21 protein-coding genes and 1 tRNA gene are annotated in these 26,227 nt (G+C 33.2%); 12 read left to right on the top strand and 10 right to left on the bottom strand.

Annotation, left to right across the window (positions count from 1 at the left end):
* Window positions 1-18: 18 nt before the first annotated feature.
* The 4 genes from HA146_RS08290 to rpsT all read right to left on the bottom strand — a co-directional run bounded on the left by HA146_RS08290 (window position 19) and on the right by rpsT (window position 6,597).
* On the bottom strand, window positions 19-1,923 hold the full coding sequence (locus HA146_RS08290) for a DNA-directed RNA polymerase subunit gamma (RefSeq protein WP_209109075.1): 1,905 nt from the start codon (window positions 1,921-1,923) through the stop codon (window positions 19-21).
* A gap of 37 nt (window positions 1,924-1,960) precedes the next feature.
* Window positions 1,961-5,254, bottom strand: coding sequence for a DNA-directed RNA polymerase subunit beta (gene rpoB / locus HA146_RS08295; RefSeq protein WP_209109076.1), 3,294 nt, complete (start codon window positions 5,252-5,254; stop codon window positions 1,961-1,963).
* A 237-nt stretch (window positions 5,255-5,491) separates the two neighbouring features.
* On the bottom strand, window positions 5,492-6,286 hold the full coding sequence (locus HA146_RS08300) for a TatD family hydrolase (RefSeq protein ID WP_209109077.1): 795 nt from the start codon (window positions 6,284-6,286) through the stop codon (window positions 5,492-5,494).
* A 17-nt stretch (window positions 6,287-6,303) separates the two neighbouring features.
* Window positions 6,304-6,597, bottom strand: coding sequence for a 30S ribosomal protein S20 (rpsT, locus tag HA146_RS08305; RefSeq protein WP_209109078.1), 294 nt, complete (start codon window positions 6,595-6,597; stop codon window positions 6,304-6,306).
* Window positions 6,598-6,719: 122 nt separating this feature from the next.
* Between rpsT and hisD the strand changes: the two genes are divergently transcribed.
* Window positions 6,720-8,006 (top strand): histidinol dehydrogenase, encoded by a 1,287-nt coding sequence (gene hisD / locus HA146_RS08310; RefSeq protein WP_209109079.1) that lies wholly within the window; start codon window positions 6,720-6,722, stop codon window positions 8,004-8,006.
* Here hisD and rpiA read toward each other — a convergent pair.
* Both rpiA and HA146_RS08320 read right to left on the bottom strand, forming a co-directional pair.
* Complete coding sequence (gene rpiA / locus HA146_RS08315) at window positions 7,996-8,697, bottom strand: ribose-5-phosphate isomerase RpiA (protein WP_209109080.1); 702 nt, start codon at window positions 8,695-8,697, stop codon at window positions 7,996-7,998. The genes hisD and rpiA overlap by 11 nt on opposite strands.
* A gap of 64 nt (window positions 8,698-8,761) precedes the next feature.
* The gene (locus HA146_RS08320; RefSeq protein ID WP_209109081.1) at window positions 8,762-9,886 is read right to left on the bottom strand and encodes a trypsin-like peptidase domain-containing protein; all 1,125 of its coding nucleotides are present in this window, start codon (window positions 9,884-9,886) and stop codon (window positions 8,762-8,764) included.
* A gap of 159 nt (window positions 9,887-10,045) precedes the next feature.
* Here HA146_RS08320 and rimP point away from each other — a divergent pair, with 159 nt between their 5' ends.
* From rimP to infB, 4 genes are read left to right on the top strand one after another with little or no spacing between them, the layout of a single operon-like run.
* The gene (gene rimP / locus HA146_RS08325; RefSeq protein ID WP_209109082.1) at window positions 10,046-10,513 is read left to right on the top strand and encodes a ribosome maturation factor RimP; all 468 of its coding nucleotides are present in this window, start codon (window positions 10,046-10,048) and stop codon (window positions 10,511-10,513) included.
* A 35-nt stretch (window positions 10,514-10,548) separates the two neighbouring features.
* Entirely contained in the window at window positions 10,549-11,952 is a 1,404-nt protein-coding gene (nusA, locus tag HA146_RS08330; RefSeq protein WP_209109083.1) for a transcription termination factor NusA, read from the top strand.
* A complete protein-coding gene (locus tag HA146_RS08335; RefSeq protein WP_209109084.1) occupies window positions 11,949-12,230 on the top strand; it encodes a YlxR family protein in 282 nt (93 codons plus the stop codon). The genes nusA and HA146_RS08335 overlap by 4 nt, the downstream gene beginning before the upstream one ends.
* Before the next feature lie 46 nt (window positions 12,231-12,276).
* Entirely contained in the window at window positions 12,277-15,717 is a 3,441-nt protein-coding gene (gene infB, locus HA146_RS08340; RefSeq protein ID WP_209109085.1) for a translation initiation factor IF-2, read from the top strand.
* 16 nt (window positions 15,718-15,733) lie between these two features.
* On the opposite strand, the gene HA146_RS08345 is transcribed toward infB, so the two are convergent.
* Complete coding sequence (locus HA146_RS08345) at window positions 15,734-15,970, bottom strand: DUF3493 domain-containing protein (protein ID WP_209109086.1); 237 nt, start codon at window positions 15,968-15,970, stop codon at window positions 15,734-15,736.
* Window positions 15,971-16,025: 55 nt separating this feature from the next.
* Here HA146_RS08345 and HA146_RS08350 point away from each other — a divergent pair.
* From HA146_RS08350 to HA146_RS08365, 4 genes are all read left to right on the top strand, one after another.
* Window positions 16,026-16,097: transfer RNA gene (locus HA146_RS08350), tRNA-Thr, on the top strand.
* A 25-nt stretch (window positions 16,098-16,122) separates the two neighbouring features.
* Window positions 16,123-17,676, top strand: coding sequence for a glycosyltransferase family 39 protein (locus tag HA146_RS08355; protein ID WP_209109087.1), 1,554 nt, complete (start codon window positions 16,123-16,125; stop codon window positions 17,674-17,676).
* A 45-nt stretch (window positions 17,677-17,721) separates the two neighbouring features.
* Window positions 17,722-18,813 (top strand): glycosyltransferase family 2 protein, encoded by a 1,092-nt coding sequence (locus tag HA146_RS08360; protein WP_209109088.1) that lies wholly within the window; start codon window positions 17,722-17,724, stop codon window positions 18,811-18,813.
* A gap of 108 nt (window positions 18,814-18,921) precedes the next feature.
* Window positions 18,922-20,541, top strand: a complete 1,620-nt coding sequence (locus HA146_RS08365) for a photosystem II high light acclimation radical SAM protein (protein ID WP_209109298.1) — start codon at window positions 18,922-18,924, stop codon at window positions 20,539-20,541.
* Window positions 20,542-20,556: 15 nt separating this feature from the next.
* Here HA146_RS08365 and clpS read toward each other — a convergent pair whose 3' ends face one another.
* The gene (gene clpS, locus HA146_RS08370) at window positions 20,557-20,874 is read right to left on the bottom strand and encodes an ATP-dependent Clp protease adapter ClpS (protein ID WP_209109089.1); all 318 of its coding nucleotides are present in this window, start codon (window positions 20,872-20,874) and stop codon (window positions 20,557-20,559) included.
* A 32-nt stretch (window positions 20,875-20,906) separates the two neighbouring features.
* Complete coding sequence (locus HA146_RS08375) at window positions 20,907-22,133, bottom strand: LL-diaminopimelate aminotransferase (RefSeq protein WP_209109090.1); 1,227 nt, start codon at window positions 22,131-22,133, stop codon at window positions 20,907-20,909.
* Window positions 22,134-22,427: 294 nt separating this feature from the next.
* Between HA146_RS08375 and HA146_RS08380 the strand changes: the two genes are divergently transcribed.
* Entirely contained in the window at window positions 22,428-24,251 is a 1,824-nt protein-coding gene (locus HA146_RS08380) for an Rne/Rng family ribonuclease (protein ID WP_209109091.1), read from the top strand.
* Window positions 24,208-24,825, top strand: coding sequence for a ribonuclease HII (locus HA146_RS08385; RefSeq protein WP_209109092.1), 618 nt, complete (start codon window positions 24,208-24,210; stop codon window positions 24,823-24,825). The genes HA146_RS08380 and HA146_RS08385 overlap by 44 nt, the downstream gene beginning before the upstream one ends.
* On the opposite strand, the gene HA146_RS08390 is transcribed toward HA146_RS08385, so the two are convergent.
* Window positions 24,811-25,329, bottom strand: a complete 519-nt coding sequence (locus tag HA146_RS08390; protein WP_209109093.1) for a DUF1997 domain-containing protein — start codon at window positions 25,327-25,329, stop codon at window positions 24,811-24,813. The two genes, HA146_RS08385 and HA146_RS08390, sit on opposite strands and share 15 nt — an antisense overlap.
* A gap of 52 nt (window positions 25,330-25,381) precedes the next feature.
* Between HA146_RS08390 and pheA the strand changes: the two genes are divergently transcribed.
* Entirely contained in the window at window positions 25,382-26,227 is an 846-nt protein-coding gene (gene pheA / locus HA146_RS08395) for a prephenate dehydratase (RefSeq protein WP_209109094.1), read from the top strand.

The following is a 26,227-nucleotide window of genomic DNA, read 5'->3' on the forward strand; positions in this document are numbered from 1 at the left end:
GAAAAATTTTTTTAGAGATTACGTTTTAGATATAGAATCAATAATGGTATAGTTCATTACTACTCTCCCAACTGTTGTCAAAACAAATCTGCTTATTAAGTTATTCTGAGAGTCAAATCTATCTCTTCTTAAATTCCAGGTTTCTAACCTTGAGCCGTCTTCTAGCTCTTCAGTTTTTTGTGGATTAATCATTTCGTCCTCATCTTCAACTTCTCCATTAAATCTAACCCAAACCCATTCATGTAAGCTGATTCTTTTATCTTCAAAAGCAAAAATTACATCTTCCAGTGAAGCAAATGTACTCTTATTATCTCCAAAATCAGGTTTTTGATAATTTGGTTGCAAAGCCGTCAGATAATAAGATCCCAAAACCATATCTTGTGATGGAGTAACAATGGGTTCCCCAGTAGCTGGAGAAAGAATATTATTACTCGCTAACATAAGCATACGTGCTTCAGTTTGTGCCTCTAACGCTAAAGGAACATGAACTGCCATTTGATCTCCATCAAAGTCAGCATTAAATGCAGGACAAACTAAAGGATGGAGTTGTATTGCTCTTCCTCCAACTAACTTAGGTTCGAAAGCTTGAATTCCTAACCGGTGCAATGTAGGTGCTCTGTTTAAAAGAATTGGGTGACCTTCAATCACTTCTTGAAGTACCTGCATAACTTCATCATCAGCTTTTTGTATTAACTTTTTTGCAGCTTTAATATTGTTTACAATATTTTGCCTTATTAATCTATGAATTACAAAAGGCTGAAAGAGCTCAATAGCCATTTCCTTTGGGAGACCACACTGATGCATTTTTAATTTGGGCCCCACAACTATTACAGATCTTCCTGAATAATCAACACGCTTACCGAGAAGATTCTGTCTAAATCTTCCTTGTTTTCCTTCAATGATGTCACTAAGTGACTTAAGAGCTCTATTGTTGGCTCCAACAACAGTCCTTCCCCTCCTTCCATTATCTATAAGAGCATCTACTGCCTCCTGAAGCATTCTTTTTTCATTTCTAACAATAATTTCAGGAGCTAAGATTTCTTGAAGTCTTGCTAATCTATTATTTCTATTTATCACTCTTCTGTAAAGATCATTTAAATCCGAAGTTGCGAATCTTCCCCCATCAAGTTGAACCATAGGTCTAAGATCTGGAGGTATAACGGGAATTGCATCTAAGACCATCCATTCTGGTTTTGCATTAGTTGCAATGAAATTATCAATAACTCTTATCCTTTTTATCAGTTTTGCCCTTTTCTGACCCTTACTATTTGTAATTTCTTCTCTAAGCTCCTCAGCAACCTGATTCAAATCAAGGTCCTCAAGTAATTGTTTCAGGGCCTCAGCACCAATACCAACAAAAGGTTCATTTTCAATAGTTGAATCTTCAGCATAGATTTCATCTTCAATTTCCAGCCATTCATCCTCAGTAAGTAATTGCTTGTATTTGAGTTCTTTATGATCACCAGGATCTAAAACAACATAACAATTAAAATAAACTATTTGTTCAACATCTCTAAGTGGAATATCCAAAAGAATTGCAACGTAACTAGGAATTCCTTTCAAATACCAAACATGGGAAACTGGTGCAGCAAGTTTTATATAACCCATCCTATGTCTTCTAACTCTACTTTCAGTTACTTCGACCCCACATCTCTCGCAAACAATCCCTCTATGTCTAACTCTTTTGTACTTACCACAATGACATTCCCAATCTTTAGAGGGCCCAAAAATCTTTTCGCAAAACAATCCATCCATTTCTGGTTTAAGTGTTCTGTAATTGATAGTTTCAGGTTTCGTAACTTCACCCACCACTTGTCCATTAGGCAATGTCCTCTGTCCCCAATCCATTATTCTTTGTGGAGAAGCTATTGAAATTTTGACGTAATCAAAGTGATTTTCAGTTCTTAAGTTGCTGTTTGTCATTTTTGGGAATTTAAATTAAAAGTTTTTAATTGAATATTTAATCTTCTTCATATTCAGAGGTTCCTAGGGATTCGTATGTTGGCCTCGATGGAGTATTCCTTCTCGGATTTATATCTTGCATTAAATCTACCTCTTTTCCCTCATCTGTATAAACCCCAATATCTAGACCTAGAGATTGTAGTTCTCTCATAAGAACTTTAAATGATTCAGGAGTGCCAGGCCTAGGGATTGGTTTACCTTTTACAATTGCATTTAGAGCTTCATTTCTTCCTTGCATATCATCAGATTTAACTGTTAATAATTCTTGAAGAGTATAGGCTGCACCATAAGCCTCAAGAGCCCACACTTCCATTTCTCCAAGCCTTTGTCCGCCTTGCTGAGCTTTACCACCCAATGGTTGTTGTGTAACCAAGGAGTAAGGTCCTGTAGACCTGGCGTGAATTTTGTCATCCACCAAATGCACTAACTTAAGGAAGTGAGAGTATCCAACAGCAACTGGCTGATCAAATGGTTCGCCTGTTCTACCATCCTTGAGTAATAACTTTCCTGGATCATCAGAATTATAAACCCATGATTTACCTGGCTGTTTTGAAGCCTCTTCTAGAAATGCTTGAACAGTCTGATGTGATTTTTCAGCACCATACATTTCATCAAATGGGACAACTTTAACCCGGCAATTTAAGTTGGAGGCTGCCCATCCCATCAATAATTCGAAAACTTGCCCTACATTCATTCTACTTGGAACTCCAAGAGGATTAAGAACTATGTCTACAGGGGTTCCATCAGGCAGATAAGGCATATCTTCTCTGGGCAAGATTCTACTAATAATTCCTTTATTACCATGCCTTCCAGCCATTTTGTCACCTACTTGAATCTTCCTTCTCTGGGCTACATAAACTCTAACAACCATATTAGCTCCTGGAGGCAACTCATCTCCTTGCTCTCTTGTGTAAATGCGAACATCCAAAACCCTCCCTTTTTCAGTCTTAGGGACCCTCAAAGAATTATCTCTAACATCTCGAGCCTTTTCACCAAAAATTGCTCTCAACAGTTTTTCTTCAGGTGGTTGGTCTGATTCCCCTTTTGGAGTCACTTTCCCTACAAGAATATCTCCACTCTCCACAAAGGCCCCAATCCTAATTATTCCCATTTCATCTAGATTATTCAAACTTTCTTCAGAGATATTGGGAATCTCTCTTGTAATTTCTTCAGGTCCTAACTTTGTTTGTCTTGCCTCAATTTCATATTTTTCAATATGTACCGATGTATATAAATCATCAGTTACCATTCTCTCGCTTACAAGAATTGCATCTTCATAGTTGTACCCCTCCCATGGCATATATGCAATTAAGACATTCTGTCCTAGTGCAATTTCACCTCCTTCACATGCAGATCCATCTGCTAACACCTGCCCAGAAATAACTTGATCTCCAATTTTTACTATAGGTCTTTGGTTGAGGCAGGTATCTTGATTTGATCTTTGATATTTCTGAAGATAATGAAAATGTTCATTACCATCCTCATCTTTAACAACAATCTCATTAGCGTCTACATAAGATATAATCCCATTAACTTTTGTTATTGGAACCATCCCAGAATCTCTAGCAACTTGAGACTCTAAACCTGTACCAACTAAAGGTCGTTCTGGCCTGAGCAATGGAACGGCTTGGCGTTGCATATTCGATCCCATCAGAGCTCTATTTGCATCATCGTGTTCCAAAAAAGGAATAAGTGAAGTCGCAACTGAAATTACTTGCACTGGGGAAAGCTGAACATAATCAACTTGATGGGGAGGTACTTTTTCAAAATCTTGTCTGTACCTTACTGGTATTAGATTGGCAAGTATATTTCCATCCTTATCAGTTGCAACATCTCCTGGAGCCACCCTGCACTCATCTTCTAAATCAGCAGAAAGATAAACAGGATTTCCTTCTTTGTTAACTTTACCGTTTTTAACTTCCCAAAAAGGAGTTTCAATAAAACCATACTCATTTACTCTTGCGTGAGTAGCTAGAGAGTTTATAAGACCTGCATTAGGACCTTCAGGAGTCTCAATAGGACATAATCTCCCATAATGAGAAGGATGAATATCTCTTACTGCAAAGCCTGCTCTTTCTCGTGTTAAACCTCCAGGACCTAAAGCCGAGATTCTTCTCTTGTGTGTTAACTCAGCCAGAGGATTAGTTTGATCCATAAATTGACTTAATTGACTGGATCCAAAAAACTCCTTAATTGCAGCAACCAAAGGTTTAGGATTAACTAGTTGAGCTGGAGTAAGGGAATCTGTTTCTCCAACAGTCATTCTTTCCTTAATAATTCTTTCTAAACGGTTAAGTCCTACCCTTACTTGATTTTGAAGAAGCTCTCCCACAGATCTAACCCTTCTATTACCAAGGTGGTCTATATCATCCAAACTCGCACCACCAATATCCAATTCTAAGTTAATTAGATAATCAATTGTAGAGAGCACATCTTCATGAGTAAGTGTTCTCACATCATCTGGTACGGTAAGCCTCAATTTTTTATTTATTTTATATCTACCAACTCGGCCTAAATCGTATCTTTTAGGATCAAAAAATCTACTATGTAAAAGCTGTTGTCCTCCAGAAACAGAGGGGGGTTCTCCTGGACGAAGCTTCTTATAGAGCTCTAGTAATGCCTGATCTTCTGAATTGATACCCTCATCATTTGCTGAATCAATAGAGTTTTGATAAAACTCAGGATGTCTTAATTTATCGACCACATCATTATCAGATAGACCCATAGCTCTCATGAGAACATGAGCATTAATTTTTCTAGTTTTGTCAACTCTTACATAAAGTAAATTATTTTTGTCAGTTTCAAATTTTAACCATGCACCTCTATTAGGGATAACGCTTGCGTTGTATGTTCTTCGACCATTTTTATCCTGTTCATCTTTGAAATATACCCCTGGACTTCTAACAATTTGATTAACAATTACTCTTTCTGCACCATTAATGATGAAAGTTCCTCTTTCAGTCATTAATGGTAATTCCCCAATAAATACTTCTTGTTCTTTAATTTCTCCTGTCTCTTTATTGATTAATCTGCAAGTTACATACATTTGAGAAGCAAATGTTGCATCTCTTCTTTTTGCTTCTTCAACGTCATGCCTAGGTCTTTTTAATCGATACTCTTCACCAACAAAATGTAATTCTAATTTACCTGTGTAATCAGAAATTGGAGAAAAGTTTTGTAATTCCTCGATTAAACCCTTTTCCAAAAACCATTTAAAGCTTGCTCTTTGTACTTCAACTAAATCCGGTAGATAAGTAGCTGTTTTTGCTACCTGTAAAGCGCTACTGCTCATCCAAGAAATCCTTCGATTATGTGAGATTTATCATTTACTTTAAATTTACCCAATATTAAGCTGTTTAACTTTTCTTTTAACTTGAAATCAAGCATTACATCTCGATTTCAACAAAAAATCAATTTAATAAATAACTAAAAAATTGAGATTAATGGCCACAAAACCATTAACTGAGAAAGTCAAAGCAAAAAAATAAAGAAAAATTTACAGTAATTCTTAATATTAGCAGCTGCTGTGTCAACTTAACAAGTCAAATTTAAACAAATCTTCAGCATTCTTAGATGACTCTTGGGCAATTGTAATTAATTCTGTAGATCTCAAATCTGCCATGAATTTGGCAACATTTTCAACAAATGCAGGTTCATTTCTTTTACCCCTATATGGCACAGGAGCTAAAAAAGGTGAGTCAGTTTCAATTAAGTATTTATCATTAGGGACTATTTTTGCACATTCATGAATCTCATGTGCTTTTGGGAAAGTAACTATTCCACTAAAACTGATGTAAAAACCAAACTCCAAGAATTTCTCCATTTCTTTTGGGGTTCCGGTCCAACAATGCAGTACCCCTTTGGGGCATTTACCTTTTTTAGAGAAATCGTTACATATCTCGATCATTTCATTTGCAGCATCTCTGCAATGGATAATTACAGGCAGTTCAAGTTCCCAAGCTAACTCCATTTGTGGAATCAAAGCCTCAATTTGCTGAGTTTTATTTTCACTTTTAAAAAAATCCAAGCCTAATTCGCCAATCGCTACAACTCTTCTATCTTCTTGAGCTGACCTTCTTAAAATAGATTTGGAACTTGGTTCCCATTTTTTTGCTTCTAGAGGATGCAAACCTACTGAATAATAAATTTCATTAAATTTATGGGATATTTTTTTTAACTTGGGAATTTCTGTTAATTCGCAACAAGCATGTACTAATTTCTTTACACCTATTGAACGTAATCTTAGGACAACATCTTCAAGATCTTTTTCAAAGTTTTCAAATATTAAATGACAGTGTGAGTCTATGAGTGCAATATCGCTCATAATTATGCTCTGTTTTTTTACTTTGTGGTGAGAGTATTTTTTACAACAGTGTTGATTTTTGATTTTTTATTTGCGCCATTATTCTTATGTAGGACATTTTTTTTAACTGCCTTATCAATTAAACTAAAAGCTTTATTCAGACTTGTTTTCACTAAATTTTTATTATCCTCATTAGGTTCTTTTTTATATTTTTCACAGTTTTCTAAGGTTTTTTTAGTAAAAGTTCTGAGTGTAGATTTATATGATTTATTGATTAAACGATTTCTTTCGGCAATTTGTATTCTCTTTTTTGCTGATTTGTTATTGGCCACAGAGGGTGTACATAATAGTAGCTTTAATCATAACAAATAAATCGACTACTAATCAATCATATATAATTTTAATAGGTTATTTAATTGGATCTTGAGTCCTTCAATTTGAAAAAATTAAGAATATGAACATTATAAAAAATAACAAAGATGCTATCCAAGAATTAAAAAGGATTTCTACTAGAACTAATTCAGAAAACAATAACAAGATCAATGCAATTGTCGAAGAAATTCTTCAAGAGGTAAAAACTTCTGGCGATTTAGCTGTAGAAAAATATACAAGAAAATTTGATGGTTTCAACCCTAAACCTATGCAAGTTAGCCCGAATGATTTAAAGGAGGCATGGGATGAGATTGATAGCAATTTAAAAAACTCACTTGAAGTAGCACATAAAAGAATTAAAAAATTCCATGAACAAGAAATTCCATCATCTTTCACTTTAGAAGGTGAACATGGTGATAAAGTCCAAAGAAAATGGAGACCAGTAAAAAATGCAGGTATTTATGTCCCTGGAGGTAGAGCTTCTTATCCAAGCACTGTATTAATGAATGCGATCCCTGCAAAAGTAGCCGGAGTGAAAGAAATTATAATGGTATCTCCTGGGAATAGAGAAGGTGCAATAAATAAAACTGTTTTAGCTGCAGCTCACTTATCGGGAATCAATAAAGTTTATAGAATTGGAGGAGCTCAAGCAATTGGCGCTTTAGCTTTTGGCACTAATCAAATAGATAAAGTTGATGTTATTTCAGGTCCCGGGAATATCTATGTAACTACTGCCAAAAAACTAATTTATGGCTCTACAGGAATAGATTCCTTAGCGGGTCCAAGTGAAATATTAATCATTGCAGATGAAACCGCTGAAAGTACACATATAGCATCTGATTTATTAGCACAAGCAGAACATGATCCTTTAGCTTCTTCAATACTTCTGACCACTTCAAATAAACAGGCCAACGAAGTTTTAGAAGAACTTAACAAAATAATTGATGATCATCCAAGAAAAGAAATTTGTAGGCAATCAATAAAAAATTGGGGATTAATTGTTATTTGCGAAAATGATGAAACCTGTATTGAACTAAGCAATAACTTTGCTCCTGAGCACTTAGAAATTTTAACTTGTGATCCAAACAAGATTCTTGAAGGTATAGAAAATGCAGGAGCAATATTTTTAGGAAAATGGACGCCGGAAGCTGTTGGAGATTACTTGGCTGGACCAAATCATACTTTACCTACATCAGGAAATTCCAGATTTAGCGGTTCTTTAGGAGTTGAAACTTTTATGAAAAACACTTCAATAATAGAATTTAATGAAGCAAGTTTAAAAGTTAATAGTCTTGATATCATTAACCTTGCTAAAAGTGAGGGATTACATAGTCACGCTAATTCAATAAAAATAAGATTTAAAGATTAGCCAATTTTTGAGGGGAGTAAACAACTGGAACATTTTTCTCAATTTTACCAACCAATACATTATCTGTAAGATCAACAAATAATCCGTTTTCTAATACTCCTGGAATATTATTAATACTCATTTCAATGCCCTTTGGATCCTTAATACCATCATTAAACAACACGTCTAAAATCAAGTTGCCTTGGTCAGTAACTACTGGGCCAGCTTTTTTTGTAGCCATTCTTAAAGAAGAACTGGCATTCATTTCTGAGATGATGTCCTGAACTTGCTTCCAAGCATTTGGAAGGACCTCTACAGGTAAAGGAAAAGATTGATTTAAACTTTGTACCATTTTACTTTCGTCAACAACAATTAACAATTGATTAGCCTTAGATGCTACTAACTTTTCTCTTACATGACAGGCTCCTCCACCTTTAATTAGTTGAAATCCTGGATCAACTTCATCTGCTCCATCAATAGCTAAATCGATATGAGAGACAGAAGCTAAATCAATAAGAGGGATATTAAGTTCGAGTGCTAAAACTTCTGACTGAAAGGAAGTTGCAACACCTCTTATGTTTTGCAATTTTCCAGAGTTAATTTCATGTGCGAGGCTTTTTATCATAAGCGCAGCTGTAGATCCAGATCCTAATCCGAGTATCATGTCGCTCTTTACTTCTTTAATTGCTGCATCAGCAACTATTTGTTTCATTTGAGTTTGTGAATCCAAGATCTTTTTTTCTAAGTTTATAGATTATTAAATTTCAATGGGTGATTTATGTCAAACCCGGGAGAGGTTCTGGTTTGATATTTATCTGTATCTCTTTATTATCTCTTAAAACATTCAGAAGAAATACTTTACCTATTTGAGCTTTTTCTACTTGATCAAGGAGAGCTTTAGGTTCTTCTATAGAAACATTTTCGGCTGCTATTACTAAATCGCCTCTTCTTAAACCAGCTTTTTCAGCAGGACTATTAGGTATGACTGATTGAATTAAAGCTCCGTTTCTTTCAGGTAGTTGAACAATTGAATTAGGGTCATGATTATGTTCCTTAGCCATTCTAGGATTCAAAGAAATCAATTGAACTCCTAGGTATGGATGAATAACTTCTCCGTTTTTAAGAAGCTGATCAGAAACATTTTTAGCCAAATTTATAGGAATTGCGAAACCTAGACCAGCTCCAGGACCACTTCTTACCAATGAATTGATTCCGATTACCTCACCACTTGAATTAATAAGTGGCCCTCCAGAATTTCCTGGATTTATTGCGGCATCAGTCTGAATTAGATCAAGCCTTTTATCTGAAAAGCCTAGACTATTTATATCCCTATGCAGGCTACTTACTATACCTAAGGTAACGGTTTTCTCTAAACCATAGGGGGTACCCAGAGCAATTGCCCAATCTCCAACTTCAAGATCTTCAGAATTTCCAAGTGGTGCAAAATGAGAATAAGTAGACTCTTTAATTTTCACTAAAGCTAGATCTGTGACTACATCTGTACCCAAAACTTGACCATCGCAAACAGTTCCGTCTGCCAAAGTTACTGAAACATCATCAACTCTTTCTACTACATGAGCATTTGTAAGAACTAAACCATTCTCATTAATAATGACACCAGAACCTTGGCCTCTTTCTCTATCAGGTCCAATTCCAGGCTCCCCAAGTAAATCCCTCAATAAAGGGTCTAGTAAAGTTGGATCAAATTGTTGCCTTTCTACCAATCGCTCAGTATCAATTTTTACAACCGCAGGGGCAACATTTTTAATCGCAGTTGATACAAAATTATGATTTTCGGATGAAATTAAAGCTAAAACCTCAGCTTGTTGAGAAAAATTAACTAAACAAGCAATAATGAATATTTGGATTAAATTAGTAAATTTAATCTTAAGAAATTTCATTTATTTATAAGTTTTTTATTTATCAAATAAATCTAATTGAAGATTTATATAATTGTTGAATTTTTGTTTACATCCTTAAAATACAAATTTCCGAAAAATTTTTTTAAAAACTTTTTTATGTGTGAAAATAAATTTAATTAGATATTTCTGTAATTCAACTTGAATAAAGAAAACAAACTTAAACTGGAAAACTTAATAAAAATAGTTGCTAATGCTTTTGCTTTCGAAATCTGTAGTTTAAATATACAAACTAATAAAAATCCAATTGTTATCGAAATAATTTTAAAAAAAGCTAATGGGGATGACATTTCATTAGATGATTGTGCGCTTTTTAATACTCCAGCATCTGATGAAATAGAAAAATCAAATCTTTTAAATTGTTCATATGTCTTAGAAATTAGTAGTCAAGGGGTCAGTGATGAATTAACCTCAGAAAGAGACTTCAAAACTTTTAAGGGTTTTCCAGTTAATGTTGAGTTAAACCAAAAGAGTTCAAAATTAAAATTTCTGAATGGTTTGCTTTATGAAAAGTCTAAAGATTATTTAGCCATTAACATAAAAGGTAAGATAAAAAAAATACCTTTTGATGAAGTACTAAAGATTAGTCTTTGCACATTAAAAGATTAATTATTTTTCCACCATTATTCAATTTCCCATCATAGATGGCATTAGTTATTCTCCCCGGTTTAAACAATCTCATTGAAGACATTAGTGAGGAAAAGAAGTTACCTCCTAATATCGTAGAATTAGCCTTGCGCGAAGCTTTGTTAAAAGGATACGAAAAATATAGAAGAACTTTTTACATTGGAGTTAACGAAGATCCATTTGATGAAGAATATTTTAGTAATTTTGATGTTGGATTAGATCTTGATGAAGAAGGTTACAGAATATTATCAAGTAAAATAATCGTTGAAGAAGTTGAGAGCGATGATCATCAAATATCTCTTTTGGAAGTCAAGCAAGTAGCTGATGATGCTCAAATAGGTGACACAGTAGTTTTAGACGTCACTCCTGAAAAAGAGGACTTTGGGCGAATGGCTGCTTCAACAACAAAGCAAGTTTTAGCCCAAAAGTTAAGAGATCAGCAGCGAAAAATGATCCAAGAAGAATTTGCAGATCTGGAGGATCCTGTTTTAACTGCAAGAGTTATAAGATTTGAAAGGCAATCAGTCATTATGGGTGTTAGTTCTGGCATTGGCAGACCTGAAGTAGAGGCAGAACTTCCCAAGAGAGATCAATTACCAAATGATAACTACAGAGCAAATGCAACTTTCAAAGTATTTTTGAAAGAAGTTAGCGAAATAGCTAGAAAAGGACCACAACTTTTTGTAAGTAGAGCAAATGCAGGTTTGGTAGTTTATTTATTTGAAAATGAAGTGCCAGAGATACAAGAAGGTACAGTAAAAATAGTTGCTGTTTCAAGAGAAGCAAACCCTCCTTCAAGAGCAGTTGGTCCAAGAACAAAAGTAGCTGTTGACAGTGTTGAACAAGAAGTGGACCCTGTAGGCGCCTGTATTGGAGCTAGAGGAGCAAGAATTCAACAAGTAGTTAATGAATTAAGAGGAGAAAAAATTGATGTTATTAAATGGTCATCTGATCCAATACAGTATATTTTAAACTCTTTAAGTCCTGCGAAAGTCGATCAAGTAAGACTAGTTGACCCAGAAGGGCAACATGCGCACGTACTAGTTCCTCCTGATCAATTGAGTCTGGCAATTGGTAGAGAAGGTCAAAATGTAAGACTTGCCGCAAGATTAACTGGTTGGAAGATTGATGTTAAAAATTCACATGAATATGATCAGGAATCAGAAGATGCTGCAGTCTCTGAATTAATCATTCAAAGGGAAGATGAAGAGAAGCTCCAAAGAGAAGCTGAGCTAAGAGTAGAAGCAGAACAAGCTGAGCGTGCTGCAGAAGATGCAAGATTAAGAGAGCTTTATCCGCTTCCTGAGGATGATCAAGAATATGGAGAAGAACAATACCAAGAAGAAGACTTTTCAGATAATAATGAAATAGAGACTATTCAAGATAGTCAACTATCCGCCAAAGAGGAGAGAAAACGGTGATACAACAAACCCCTGTTATGCGCATATGCATTTCATGTAGAAAAACATATGACAGGAAACATCTTTTAAAGATTACCAAAGATCATCAGCAAGGGATCATGTTTCAAAAGGGAATGGGGCGATCAGCTTACATTTGCAAGTCAAAAATATGTTACTCAGATTCCAAGATAAAAAAAAAGCTTCAAAAAGCTTTAAAAACATTTTTAGAACCTGAATTTATTGATATTTTTGAAAAAGAAATTACAAGCTACAATGACTATCCCAATAAGGGAATATAATTAACTTAAATCCTCTTTTATTTAAAAAGAGTACAATTCAGATTAAATGACTATCAGCGATAAAATCAGAATTTACGAACTTTCCAGAGACTTAAATCTGGAAAATAAAGATATATTGGATGCCGCTCAAAAACTATCAATTACAGTAAAAAGTCATAGCAGTTCTATTAGTGCAGAAGACGCAAAAAAAATAAAAAATCTTATTAATAAAAAGAATTCTGATAAAAAGAATTCAGATAAAAAAATTCTTTCCATTAATAAACCTTCAATTAAAAAAGATAATTCCAAACAGAACAAAGGAGATAAATCTCCTGTTATTTCTTCTGTAAAAGGAATACCTCTCAAGGATAATTCAAACAAAAAGCCATTATTGATAAAACCTCTTAATAAGCCTGAGAGTTTAAAAATACATTCAAATCAACCTAAAAATCACAATAAACCCAATATTATTAACAGTTCACAATCTCAAGAAAATCTTACGAAACAAAATATACAGAGTAAGCACTCACAAAATTCCAACCAAGATAAAAAAACTTTCCGAAATAACACAATCCCACCTATCAAAAGTCCCGCAAAACCGCCTATTCAACTAATTGCAAAGCCTAAAAATATAAATAATAATGTCAAATCTAATGAATCTTCCAAGAATATCAACAATTCAGGGGACAAAAGACTAATAACAAACAAACCTGATCAAAATTCGAATAAACTTAAAACAAAAAATTTGAATAATAGATTAAACACCCCTGAGCTCGTAGGAGCTCCGATAAGAAGAGACAATACTAGTAAGCAAAATAATAATAATAAAAATATTTCTTTTAAACAAAATACTCCCAACAGACCTGGCATGCCCGATAGGCCGGGATTAAGAAACAAACCATCAGATCAAGGCAGACCTGGCTCGTTTAATAGACAAGCCAATCCCAATAGAGCTGCTGCTCCCAACAGACCTGGTATGCCCAATAGGCCGGGATTAAGAAACAAACCATCAGATCAAGGGCGATCTGGCTCATTTAATAGACAAGCCAATCCAAATAGAGCTGCTGCTCCCAACAGACCTGGTATGCCCAACAGACCTGGTATGCCCAACAGACCTGGTATGCCCAACAGACCTGGTATGCCCAACAGACCTGGCATGCCCAACAGGCCTGGTGCTAAATTTAATGGCCAAAGGTCGTCTGGGATTAGGAAACCAGTCTCACCTAATGAACTTTTACAACTTCAAAAAACTAATAAACCTGAGAAAGACAACCTTGGTATAAAGAATAAAGAAAAACAAAATATTGAATCACCTAAACAAAAGGTAAAAGCTCCTAATAGCCGTCTAAATGCCGCCCCGAGTGCGAAAAAAACACCTCATAGAGCATTTTCAAATAGTTCAAGAAAACCAGGAAGGAAGGATTGGGACGATAGTGCAAAACTAGAAGCATTAAGAAATAAAAATCCCCAAAAACAAAGGCAGAAAGTTCACATTATCGGTGAGAATGATGATTCATTAACATCTGAAACAAGTGGCTACTCTGGCGAGAAAATTTCAATATTATCCGCTAGTTTGGCACGTCCAAAGAAAGAAAAATCTGATGAAACTAAATCTCAAAAATCTATAAAGCAATTCAAGAAGAAGAAAAAAGAGACCACCAGGCAAAGGCAGAAAAGAAGAGCTATGGAATTAAAGGCTGCTAAAGAAGCTAAACAAGTAAGACCAGAGATGATAGTAGTTCCCGAAGATAATTTAACAGTTCAAGAATTGGCTGATAAATTAAGTCTTGAAAGTTCTGAAATAATTAAATCTCTTTTCTTTAAAGGAATAACTGCAACTGTAACTCAATCTCTTGACTTAGCGACTATCGAAACAGTAGCGGAAGAATTTGGAGTGCCTGTTTTGCAAGATGATATCCAAGAAGCCGCTGAGAAAACAGTTGATATGATTGAATCTGATGATATTGATAGTCTAATAAAAAGGCCACCTGTTATTACTGTAATGGGTCATGTAGATCATGGCAAAACAAGTCTTTTAGACTCCATCAGAGAATCAAGAGTAGCTTCGGGAGAAGCAGGGGGGATAACTCAACATATAGGAGCTTATCAAGTTGAATTTGAACATGATTCTAAAAAGAAAAAATTAACTTTTCTTGATACTCCTGGGCATGAAGCGTTTACAGCAATGAGAGCAAGGGGTACAAAAGTTACTGATGTGGCTGTTCTTGTAGTTGCAGCAGATGATGGTTGCAGACCTCAAACACTGGAAGCCATTAGTCATGCAAGAGCTGCCAAGGTACCAATTATTGTTGCAATTAATAAAATTGATAAAGAAGGGGCATCTCCAGAAAGAGTAAAGCAGGAACTTTCAGAAAAGGATTTAATTGCTGAAGATTGGGGAGGAGATACTGTAATGGTTCCAGTAAGTGCAATCAAAAAGCAAAATATTGATAAATTACTCGAAATGATCCTATTAGTTTCAGAAGTTGAAGATCTACAAGCCAACCCTGACAGATTCGCAAAAGGCACTGTTATTGAAGCCCACCTGGATAAAGCCAAAGGTCCTGTAGCAACTTTATTAGTACAAAACGGTACCTTAAAATCTGGGGATGTTTTAGCTGCAGGCTCAGTCCTTGGGAAAATTAGAGCAATGGTTGATGAACATGGCAATAGAATTAAAGAAGCAGGACCATCATTCCCAGTGGAAGCACTAGGATTCAGTGAAGTGCCAACAGCAGGCGATGAATTCGAAGTTTACTCTGATGAAAAAACTGCTCGAGCTATTGTCGGAGATAGAGCGACAGATGCTAGAGCCACCAAATTAGCTCAGCAAATGGCCTCTAAAAGAGTTAGTTTATCCTCCCTATCAACTCAAGCAAATGATGGAGAATTAAAAGAGTTGAACTTAATTCTTAAGGCGGATGTTCAAGGTAGTGTTGAAGCGATATTGGGATCATTAGAACAATTACCAAAAAATGAAGTTCAAGTCAGAGTTCTACTCTCTGCTCCTGGAGAAATTACTGAGACAGATATAGATCTCGCAGCTGCATCAGGTTCAGTAATTATTGGGTTTAACACCTCATTGGCATCTGGAGCAAAAAGAGCCGCTGATGCTAATGATGTTGATATAAGAGAATATGAAGTAATCTATAAACTCTTAGAAGATATTCAGTTGGCTATGGAAGGTCTACTTGAACCTGATCTTGTAGAAGAATCACTAGGTAAAGCCGAAGTTCGAGCAACTTTCGCAGTTGGGAAAGGAGCTATTGCAGGCTGTTATATACAAACTGGCAAGTTACAACGGAATTGTTCTCTAAGAGTTATGAGATCAGATAAAGTAATTTTTGAGGGTAATTTAGACTCTCTAAAAAGGTCTAAAGATGATGTAAAAGAAGTAAATACAGGATTTGAATGTGGAGTTGGCTGCGATAAATTCTCTTCTTGGATTGAAGGAGACATAATCCAAGCCTTCAAATTTGTTACTAAAAAAAGAACATTAACACAATAAGAAAATATTTAACTTATTAATCTTTATTCCTTTCAAGGAATAATAAAGTAGGAAATAGTATACACGCACAAAGTTGTATGAGAAGGTTATTCTGTTGTAATTCACTTCCACTTGCGATTTTGGAAAGCATTATTAAAAGTCCCAAGAATGCCGAACCACTAAAAGCTATCCACAATATTCTCCTTAATCCCTTGAAAGGAGCCTGGGATTCATTTAATAATTTCTTTTTTAATTCAGGATCTATTTTTGACATAAATTCTTTAAATTATAAAATTAAGTCTATATGAAAATATCAATATTTTAATATTGCCGATATAGCTCAGAGGTAGAGCAACTGTCTCGTAAACAGTAGGTCATTGGTTCAATTCCAATTATCGGCATTTCGAAATCAAATTAAAAACAAGAATGATTAATAGAATTAAAAAATTAAAATATTTTTTTCAAATACTTATTTTTATTCCTCTCATATTTTATTTTGGCAAAAGAAGTTATATTGCTTTTGATGAAGGGTTTTATGCACTACAAGCTAGATGGATATTGGATAAAGGTAACTGGACAATTCCTCTTTGGTGGGATAATTATGTTTTAGATAGAACAATAGGTTTACAGTTTTTAATTGCAAAGTCACAAGAAATATTTGGAAGAAATATTTTTTTCGCATATCTACCAACAACTGCTGCTGCAATATTTATGCTATTCATAACTTACAAATTACACGAAGAATTTTTTAATAAAAAATATGCAATTATATCTCCACTAATACTTTCTACTACATATCTGTGGTTTGACTACTCACACTTAGCAACTCAAGATATCATTTATTCATGTTTAGTAACTATTGGAGTATTTTCTTTAGTCAAAATTAAAAGTAAAGAAAACAAATTCTATATTATTCTTTTTGGTGTTTGGATTGGTTTATCTTTTATGATGAAAACTTTCCTAGTATTTGTACCTCTATTATCACTATCACCATATTTATATATAAAAAAGAATCTTTTATTCAGTAAATTCTTTTGGCTTGGACTAATCATTGGATTTATTCCGTATTTAGTATGGGCATTATCTATTAATCCTTATTTAGAGAAAAATATTATTTTTTATTTGTTTGAAAAGTTTAATAGTCTCTCTAATAAAAATACTTTTACGAATCCGTTCTATTATTATTTTTGGAATATACCAGCAACATTCCTTCCTTGGAGTATATTTGCCATTATTGGCACAATTTTGAATTTATATGCCAGTAAAGAGAAAAAATATTTACTTTCCTTTTTCCCTTTAATTTTGGTAGGAATTCTTAGTATTTTTTCTACGAAAACGCCCTACTATACTCTACAAATCTCAGCAATCTTTACACTTAATACTTATGTAGGAATAAAATATTTATTTAATTCCAAAAGATATAAACTAATTTTTATATTTATCACTTCAAAAATAGTTCCATTATTTTTAGTCTCTTTAACCTTCACATATTATTTTGTATTTAAAAATATAAGCAACTTTAACTTTAGGGAGAATACATTTCTAAGTCTTGGATTGTTGTTTTTTGGACTATCATGGTCATTTATAAAAACTAAAAACTCATTTAAAGAAATATTAATAACTCTCATAATTGGTCCTTACCTATTCACATCATTTATTTTGCAATCAGGATTATTCACTGATAGATCAAGAGAACTAAGAGAAAAAATGGAATATGTATCATCTCTTGATATCGTTAAAAATCAACCAATAAAGGTTGATAAAAGTGGAATGAACAGTTCTCAATCTAACTCAAAAATCATAAGAATTGGTTTATCAACTCCGATACTAGGTGAAGGTTTAGAGAGAATTGATCAGTTAAAGAAGTCAGAATTGGCATGGACAACTGAGTTTAAAGAAATAAAAAATAATAATGATTCTTATGAAGTTATATATGAAAACGATATTTTGAAGCCATGGAAATTAATACTAAAAAAATAAATAATCCCTATGTACTAAAGTATATTTATCAAATTTCATAAAGAAATGAAATCTTTTAATACTTGGAATTTAACAAATAATAAACTTCATCAATTATTCAAAGATAATAACGAATTTATTGCAATTAAAGTTAGGGGTAATACTTGGGAGCCTATAACTAGATGGCTAAAATTAGATTCAAGAGTTTTCAGAGAAACTACTAGCAAAGCAAGAATAACTTTATGCGATATTGAATCTCTGGCAGAAATTTATAATTATAGATCTATTAGATGGAAAGCAAAAAAATTAACACCTTTGCCAACCAAACTCATTCCAAAATCTTTAAAAAATATTTTTCGCAAAGTTCCCATAATAAAACAACTTGCCTATGAACTAGAAATATATTTTTATAAATATAATGAAAATGCTTCAGACCATTTAATATCAATCGTAATCCCTGCAAGAAATGAAGCTGGTAATAAAGAACTTTTAATAAACGCTTTAAATAAATTCAAAAAAATACCCAATAAATTAGAAATTATATTTGTTGAAGGGCATAGCAATGATAAAACATATGAAATGCTGCAAGATTTAAAAGAAAATTACTCAGAATTCTTCAAGATATCTCTTTTAAAACAAACTTCTAAAGGAAAGAAAAATGCAGTAGTAGAAGGATTTAATATTTCTAAAGGTGAAACCCTCGCAATAGTTGATAGTGATTTCACTGTAGATATTGATGACAGTATTGCAGCAATTATGGAATCAACTAAAAATGAAAATATTTTAATTAATTGTGCCCGCACAACTTTCCCAATGGAAAAAGATGCAATGAGATGGGCTAACTATATAGGAAATAGACTCTTTGCAATATTTTTATCAATTCTCATAAATAAGCCCGTATCAGATTCACTTTGTGGAACAAAAGTTTTCTCAAGGAAATTCTATAAACTTATGAAAGGCAATGGGATTTGGGATTCTAAGTCTGACCCTTTTGGAGACTTCACAATAATATTTGAAGCAGCAAACAATAACATTAAAATACTTAATTATCCTGTTAGATATTACGCTAGAAAATCTGGAGCACCAAATATATCTAGATGGATTGATGGATTTAAACTACTCAAAGTATGTTGGATTTATATGATTTCCGATATTTGAATTTATATAAATTTTCAGAAGTATTTTTCCAAAGATTTTTAATTTCGCCAAATTAGTAATAAAGTAGTTAGATTCTTAATGAATATAAATTCATTAAAATTTCTTGGCATGAATTTTAATTTCGAGTTCAAAAAATTAAATAAAAAAAATTTCAACAGAAAGCACTATGGGAAAATTCTTACTGTAAGGCTTCCATGTAATCCAATATTTCCAATAGGGCCTATTTATTTAGCTGATCATATTCATAAATGTTTTCCAAAGATAGAGCAGCAATTTATTGATCTAGCAATAATTCCATCTAATAAAGTTTCCAAATATTTATGTAGAAAAATTGATGAATTTAGACCACATTTAATTATTTTTTCATGGAGAGATATACAAATTTATGCACCTGTCGATGGCAGAAGTGGAAATCCCTTACAAAACTCTTTTGAGGTTTTCTACTCAAAAAATATCCTTAAAAAAATTAGAGGTTCTTGGGGAGGATTAAAATTAATTGCATCTCATTATGGAGAAATCTATAGAAATACTTCTTTAGTAAAGATGGGACTTAAAAGAGCAGAAAAATACAACAAAGATGTAAAAGTAATTTTAGGAGGTGGAGCTGTTAGTGTTTTCTATGAACAATTAGGAAATCTACTTCCAAAAGGAACTGTTGTTTCTGTTGGAGAGGGAGAAAATCTTATAGAGAAAATTATTAAGGGCGATTCAATAGAGGAAGAAAGATGTTACCTTGCTGGACAAAAACCCCGCAACAAACTAATTCATGAACAACCTTTAGGAACTATTAAAACTTCCTGCAACTATAAATACATTAAAACAATATGGCCGGAATTCAATTGGTATATCGAAGGTAGAGATTACTATGTAGGAGTCCAAACAAAAAGAGGTTGTCCTCATAATTGTTGTTTCTGTGTTTATACGGTTGTAGAGGGCAAGCAGGTGCGTGTTAATCCTGTTAACGAAGTTATCAAAGAAATGAAGCAATTATATGATCTCGGAGTCAGGGGATTTTGGTTCACAGATGCACAGTTTATTCCATCCAAAAAACATATTGAGGATGCAAAAACTCTTTTGCAAGCTATTAAGGATCAAGGCTGGGACGACATTAATTGGGCTGCATACATTAGAGCAGATAATATTGATGCTGAGCTAGCTCAGCTTATGGTTGATACAGGGATGAGTTATTTTGAAATAGGTATCACTTCAGGATCGCAAGAATTAGTTAGAAAAATGAGGTTAGCATATGACCTTAAAACGGTATTAAATAATTGCAGAATGCTAGTCAAATCAGGTTTCAAAAATCATGTTTCAGTCAACTATTCATTTAATGTTTTTGATGAAACGCCAAGTACCATAAGACAAACTATTGCTTACCACAGAGAATTAGAAAAAATTTTTGGGAAAGGATTAGTTGACCCTGCTATATTTTTTATAGGTTTACAACCTCATACTCTTCTTGAGAAATACGCCTTAGATCAAAAAATTTTGAAGCCGAATTATAATCCGATGAGCATGATGCCCTGGACAGCCAGAAAACTTTTATGGAATCCAGGCTCCTTAGGAAAAAAACTTGGTCAAGTTTGCTTAGAAGCTTTTGATAATAAAGAAGATGAATTTGGTAAAACAGTTATCAACATTCTTGAGAGAGAATATGGTAAGTCCTCCTTACAAGAATCTCTGAAAGTTCGTCCTCTATCAGAAAGAAAATTAGTTTATTCAAAATAATAAACTCAACCGTTATTAATCTTCTTTCTCAATTGAACTAGAAATTCCTTTGGATTTTAATGATTCTGAATAAAATTCTGCTGGCTCTAGATCACAAATAATTACCAATCCAACCCCTGTATTGTGTGCCTCTAACATTATTGCAATAGCATCTTGCTCGCTTAATTGAGGAACAACTTCTCTTAGTGAAAGGGTGACATACTCCATAGAATTAACTGGATCATTATGAAGTAAAACCTTATATTTTGGAGATTTATTTTTCAACTCAGCAGGTTTCTTTTCAATCACTGCTGAAGTATTACTTATACTTTTTTCTAACTTTATGGATAGCATTAACTTTTTTAGAATCTAAATAATATCTTTTATTATATATTAATTATTCTTTCCATTGCATCAATGACATTTGATCGTGAGTTAAATGCTGACAAACGAAAATAACCCTCTCCTGATAATCCAAATCCGCTTCCAGGTGTTCCTACGACACTAACTTTTTGAAGAAGAAAATCAAAAAAATCCCAAGATGTCATTTGATCGGGAACTTTGATCCAGATATAAGGAGCATTATCTCCACCATAAACTTTATATCCTGCAGTCTGAAGTTTATTTTTCATAATTTTTGCATTTTCCATATAAAAATCAATTAAACCTCTCACCTCTTTCTTACCTTCAAGAGAATATACAGCCTCTGCCCCTCTCTGAACGACATAACTTACTCCATTGAATTTTGTAGATTGTCGTCTATTCCATAGAGGCCATAAGTCTATTTCCTCGCTTGTTGAGCTAAAACCTGAGAGATTTTTAGGTATTACTGTATAAGCACATCTTACTCCTGTGAATCCTGCATTCTTAGAAAAAGATCTAAATTCTATAGCACAATGCTTAGCTCCTTCAATCTCATATATTGAGTGCGGAATATCCTTATTTTGAATAAATGCTTCATAAGCTGCATCAAAAAGTATTAAAGATTTGTTTTGAAGAGCATAGTCAACCCACTTTTTCAATTCTTCTTTAGTTATCGTAGCTCCAGTTGGATTATTTGGAAAACAAAGATATATAATATCAACTTTATTTTTAGGTAGTTCTGGCAAAAAGTTATTTTCCTCATTTATCGCTAAATATGTCAACCCTTGATAAGTACCATTTTCAAGAGCATCTCCAGTTCTTCCCGTCATAACGTTACTATCTACATAAACAGGGTAAACAGGATCAGTTACAGCAATTGAATTATCCTTGCCAAGGATATCTAAAATATTGCTACTGTCGCACTTCGAACCATCGGAAACAAATATTTCTTCAGGTAAAATTTTGCACCCCCTTGCAATAAAATCATTCTCAGATATTTTCTCTCTTAGCCAAGAATAACCTTGTTCTGGTCCATAACCCTTAAAACCTTCAGTTGTCCCCATATCATTTAAAGCTTTACCCATAGCATCTATGCAAGCCTTAGGTAATGGCTCTGTAACGTCTCCTATACCAAGTTTTATAATGTCAGAACTCTTATTAGAGTGAGAATATATTTTTACCCTTTTAGCAATTTCAGGAAATAAATAGCCTGCTTTAAGTTTCAAATAATCTTCGTTTACTTGTACCACTTTAGATAAAATTTAACCATTATAAGGATAATGGATCAACGTGCTTTAGTGGTGATTAGATGTTAATATTATTGTAGTTATGATTAAATCAAGAAAAAATCATAGCTTATGAATTCAATTTCAAATAATTTGAAAGTCGTCTAAAGCTTTATACATAGCACAATCTAATTGCTATTAAGTTTAATTTAAAAAGTAAATAAATACTAGCTATAAAAAATTGCTTTCTTAAAAGTTAAAAAATTTAATTTCTACTTTAGATTATTTTCAAAATACAAACCATTCAGAATCAATTATATGTGTCAGCAAATTATCATCGCTGAGCAGGCTCGAATTGCAGCTCTACTCACAGATGATCGAGTTGATGAATTAATCGTCGCACAAGGTCAATATCAAATTGGCGATATTTTTTTAGGAACAGTTGAAAATGTTCTACCTGGCATTGACGCCGCTTTCATAAATATTGGTGAAAGTGATAAAAATGGATTCATCCATGTATCAGATCTAGGTCCATTAAGACTCAAAAAAGGAATATTTGGAATAACTGAATTACTAGAACCAAAACAAAAAGGTTTAGTACAGGTAATGAAGGAACCCACAGGATCTAAAGGACCTAGACTCACAGGAAGTATTTCAATACCTGGGAAGTACTTGATATTACAGCCATATGGTCAAGGAGTAAATATTTCCAGAAAAATCAATACAGAAACGGAAAGAAGCCGTTTAAAAGCTCTTGGAGTATTAATAAAACCACCTAGCACAGGTTTACTATTTAGAACAGAAGCTGAAAAGATAAAAGAAGAGCTAATTATTGAAGATCTTGAAAATTTAATTCAACAATGGGAAAATATTTTAAAGATTTCTGAGACTTCTAATCCACCACATTTAATTAAAAGAGATGATGATTTCTCTCTTAAGATTTTGAGAGATCATATTAAATCTTCAACTAAAAAAATAATTATCGATAGTAAATTTTCAGTTGAAAGGGCAAAAGATTTTTTAACAAATTATGAATCTAATTTAGATATTGAATTCCACGATAACGATTTAAACCAACATATTTTAGAAAAGTACGAAATTAAGAAAACAATTCAAAATGCTCTTCAACCGAGAGTAGATCTTCCTTCCGGTGGGTACATAATTATTGAACCAACAGAAGCTTTAACAGTAATTGATGTAAACTCTGGATCATTTACTAGATCCGCCAACTCAAGACAAACTGTTTTGTGGACGAATTGCGAAGCAGCAGTTGAAATTTCAAGACAAATGAAATTAAGAAATATTGGTGGGGTTGTCGTAGTAGATTTTATTGATATGGAATCTAGAAGAGATCAATTCCAGTTGCTTGAGCACTTTACTTCAGCAATCAAAGATGATTCTGCTAGGCCTCAGATAGCTCAACTTACTGAATTAGGTTTAGTTGAGTTAACCAGAAAAAGACAAGGTCAAAATTTATATGAATTATTCGGTAAAAAATGTTCCTCGTGCAATGGAACAGGCTATATCGAAAATCAATTGAATTATGAAATTTCTAATCTACAAACTAAAAATATTGAAGAAAAAACTGATAGGCCAAAAAGTATAAAACCAATAGATATAGATTACTCTAAATCATCTGATAAGCAGGATAAAATAATTGAGAAGGAATTTCTTACCCACAAGAACCTAAATAAGGAGGACTCTTCTAATAAAAAAGAAAATGATAAAGATGATTACAACATAATAAATGCAAAAGAAAAAAATATAGTAACTGTTGATCTTACTAATGATGAAAAAATTGTTTTCAGTCAATTAGGTATTAATCCACTATTAAAGTTAGGTAAGGAATATCTCACTAGCAATAATTTTGTACGAATAAAGGACGAAAGTAATGAAAAAGAAAAAATTTTAGATAATGAAAAAACGAACGCAAAACAAGTAAAAAAAATCTCTAAATCTAAAGAAGCAAACAATAGTGAGCTTAATATTGAAGAAAACGCGAATTCCAAAGTTAAATCAACCAAAAAAACTAATGAGAATGAAGAAGTAGTATTGCTAAATAAGAATGATGCAACTGAAATAACAGATGAGATAAATAATGCAAGAAAAACAAGAAGAAGATCTTCAGCAAGTATTGAATAAAGTATCCGAAGTTGGAATAGATGAAGTTGGACGGGGAGCAGTTTTTGGTCCAGTTTTCTCAGCAGTTGTAGTATTAACTGAAAAAAATAAATTAACTTTAAAACGATTTGGTGTAATAGATAGTAAAAAATTAACTCCCAGAAAAAGAAAATTACTTTTACCGAAAATCTTATTACTTTCTTCAGATTATGGAATTGGGCAATCCTCGGCCAGAGAAATAGATCAGCTCGGTATTAGGGTTGCAACTGAACTTTCAATGATAAGAGCTTTAAAAAAATTAAAAGAGAAACCATCTGAAATAATAATTGATGGCCCCTTATTATTAAGGCCATGGAAAGGAATTCAAAAAAATATTATATCAGGAGACTTGAAATTTACCGCAATAGCCTCAGCAAGCATAGTTGCAAAAGTATCTCGCGACCAATTAATGGAAAGATTAGAAAAAAAATACTCAGGGTACTTAATATTTAAAAATAAAGGTTACGGAACCAGAGAGCATATTTCATTTATCAAAAAAAATGGCATAACTAATCTTCATAGGAAAAGTTTTTTAAGAAAATCAAATCTTGTTTAATTCACACCAATCTAAAAAATCTTTAACTAATTGCTGTTGAACTCTTGACTTTATACCCAATAGAATCCCATTTAATACCGAATGACCAGTAGATTCCAAAATTTTCTTTGGTACCAGCTTCAGTAGAGGGGGTTGGCTTACAGATACCCCAAGCAGCGCCTCGCCTTCTAATCCAATATCAGTTGCTTCCAAATTCGCTTTCAAAATAAGATTAAAATCATCAATTATCCCCAAACCATCCAAAGTACTTTCAAGGGCACTCATTTTTAAAATTCCATCTTTATTTTCTACCGCAATTGAGACAACAGGGTTAATATCTAATTGAAAAACCTTAAAACTTGTTACTGTATACTTATACCTACCTTCTCCTTCTGGTACTAATTTGTTGGAGTCAAGCATTGCTCCAACAACTCTTTCTTCTTCCAAAAGATATTTAGAAAGATATTCTTTATTACGCGTTACAGAAAGCTTTAGTTTCTGTTTAGCATCAAAAGACAATAGCATGTTCTATATTCCTCCAATGCTTATTTGATCTCTTTTTTTTTTACGATTAATCATGCGCAAACAAGTTGCATATTTAGGTCCTAAAGGAACATACGCAGAAAAAGCAGCTCATATATTATCAAAGCTTGCCAATTTTCAGACACCTATATTTGTACCATGTAATGGGTTACATTCGGTCATTAAATCAATAGCTTACAACAATTGTGATGCTGCTGTAGTTCCCATAGAAAATTCAGTAGAAGGGGGAGTTACGGCTACTCTAGATGCCCTCTGGAAATTTCCCGATATATATATTAATAAAGCAATTGTTTTACCCATAAAACATGCACTAATAAGTGATGGAGAACTTTCAAATATTTCAGAAGTATTATCTCATCCTCAAGCATTAGCTCAATGTTCAGAATGGTTATCTGAAAATATTCCACATGCAATCCCTCTGCCAACAAATTCAACATCAGAAGCTGTCAATATGGTTAAGGGGAGTAAATTCAGAGCTGCTATCGGTTCAAAATCATTAATTCAGATCGAAGGACTGAAAGAATTAGCCTTTCCTATTAATGATGTTCCAGGTAATTGCACTCGATTTGTCTTATTGAGCAAGGAATCAAATTCAAATTTAGCTAATATTGCCAGTTTTGCTTTCTCATTAATATCAAATAAACCTGGTGCTTTGCTTAAAGCTATAAATAATATTGCAGATTTTGGATTTAATATGAGTAAGATAGAATCAAGACCTTCTAAAAGAGAGTTAGGCGAATATATAATTTACATTGACCTAGAAATAAATAATAAAAATAACATTGAAAATTTTCTTCAATTAAAAAATAAGCTAAAGCCAATTTGTAAGAATTTTGTAGATTTTGGAAGTTATTTTTCTGAAAATGTTGAACTAGATTAA

The organism is Prochlorococcus marinus CUG1416 (assembly GCF_017695965.1).
Taxonomy (GTDB): Bacteria; Cyanobacteriota; Cyanobacteriia; order PCC-6307; family Cyanobiaceae; genus Prochlorococcus_A.

Coding starts and splice junctions, on each gene's coding strand:
- HA146_RS08290 (WP_209109075.1), bottom strand. CDS start 1,923: ATGACAAACAGCAACTTAAGAACTGAAAATCACTTTGATTACGTCAAA.
- rpoB (WP_209109076.1), bottom strand. CDS start 5,254: ATGAGCAGTAGCGCTTTACAGGTAGCAAAAACAGCTACTTATCTACCG.
- HA146_RS08300 (WP_209109077.1), bottom strand. CDS start 6,286: ATGAGCGATATTGCACTCATAGACTCACACTGTCATTTAATATTTGAA.
- hisD (WP_209109079.1), top strand. CDS start 6,720: ATGAACATTATAAAAAATAACAAAGATGCTATCCAAGAATTAAAAAGG.
- rpiA (WP_209109080.1), bottom strand. CDS start 8,697: ATGAAACAAATAGTTGCTGATGCAGCAATTAAAGAAGTAAAGAGCGAC.
- HA146_RS08320 (WP_209109081.1), bottom strand. CDS start 9,886: ATGAAATTTCTTAAGATTAAATTTACTAATTTAATCCAAATATTCATT.
- nusA (WP_209109083.1), top strand. CDS start 10,549: ATGGCATTAGTTATTCTCCCCGGTTTAAACAATCTCATTGAAGACATT.
- infB (WP_209109085.1), top strand. CDS start 12,277: ATGACTATCAGCGATAAAATCAGAATTTACGAACTTTCCAGAGACTTA.
- HA146_RS08345 (WP_209109086.1), bottom strand. CDS start 15,970: ATGTCAAAAATAGATCCTGAATTAAAAAAGAAATTATTAAATGAATCC.
- HA146_RS08355 (WP_209109087.1), top strand. CDS start 16,123: ATGATTAATAGAATTAAAAAATTAAAATATTTTTTTCAAATACTTATT.
- HA146_RS08360 (WP_209109088.1), top strand. CDS start 17,722: ATGAAATCTTTTAATACTTGGAATTTAACAAATAATAAACTTCATCAA.
- HA146_RS08365 (WP_209109298.1), top strand. CDS start 18,922: ATGAATTTTAATTTCGAGTTCAAAAAATTAAATAAAAAAAATTTCAAC.
- clpS (WP_209109089.1), bottom strand. CDS start 20,874: ATGCTATCCATAAAGTTAGAAAAAAGTATAAGTAATACTTCAGCAGTG.
- HA146_RS08380 (WP_209109091.1), top strand. CDS start 22,428: ATGTGTCAGCAAATTATCATCGCTGAGCAGGCTCGAATTGCAGCTCTA.
- HA146_RS08385 (WP_209109092.1), top strand. CDS start 24,208: ATGCAAGAAAAACAAGAAGAAGATCTTCAGCAAGTATTGAATAAAGTA.
- HA146_RS08390 (WP_209109093.1), bottom strand. CDS start 25,329: ATGCTATTGTCTTTTGATGCTAAACAGAAACTAAAGCTTTCTGTAACG.
- pheA (WP_209109094.1), top strand. CDS start 25,382: ATGCGCAAACAAGTTGCATATTTAGGTCCTAAAGGAACATACGCAGAA.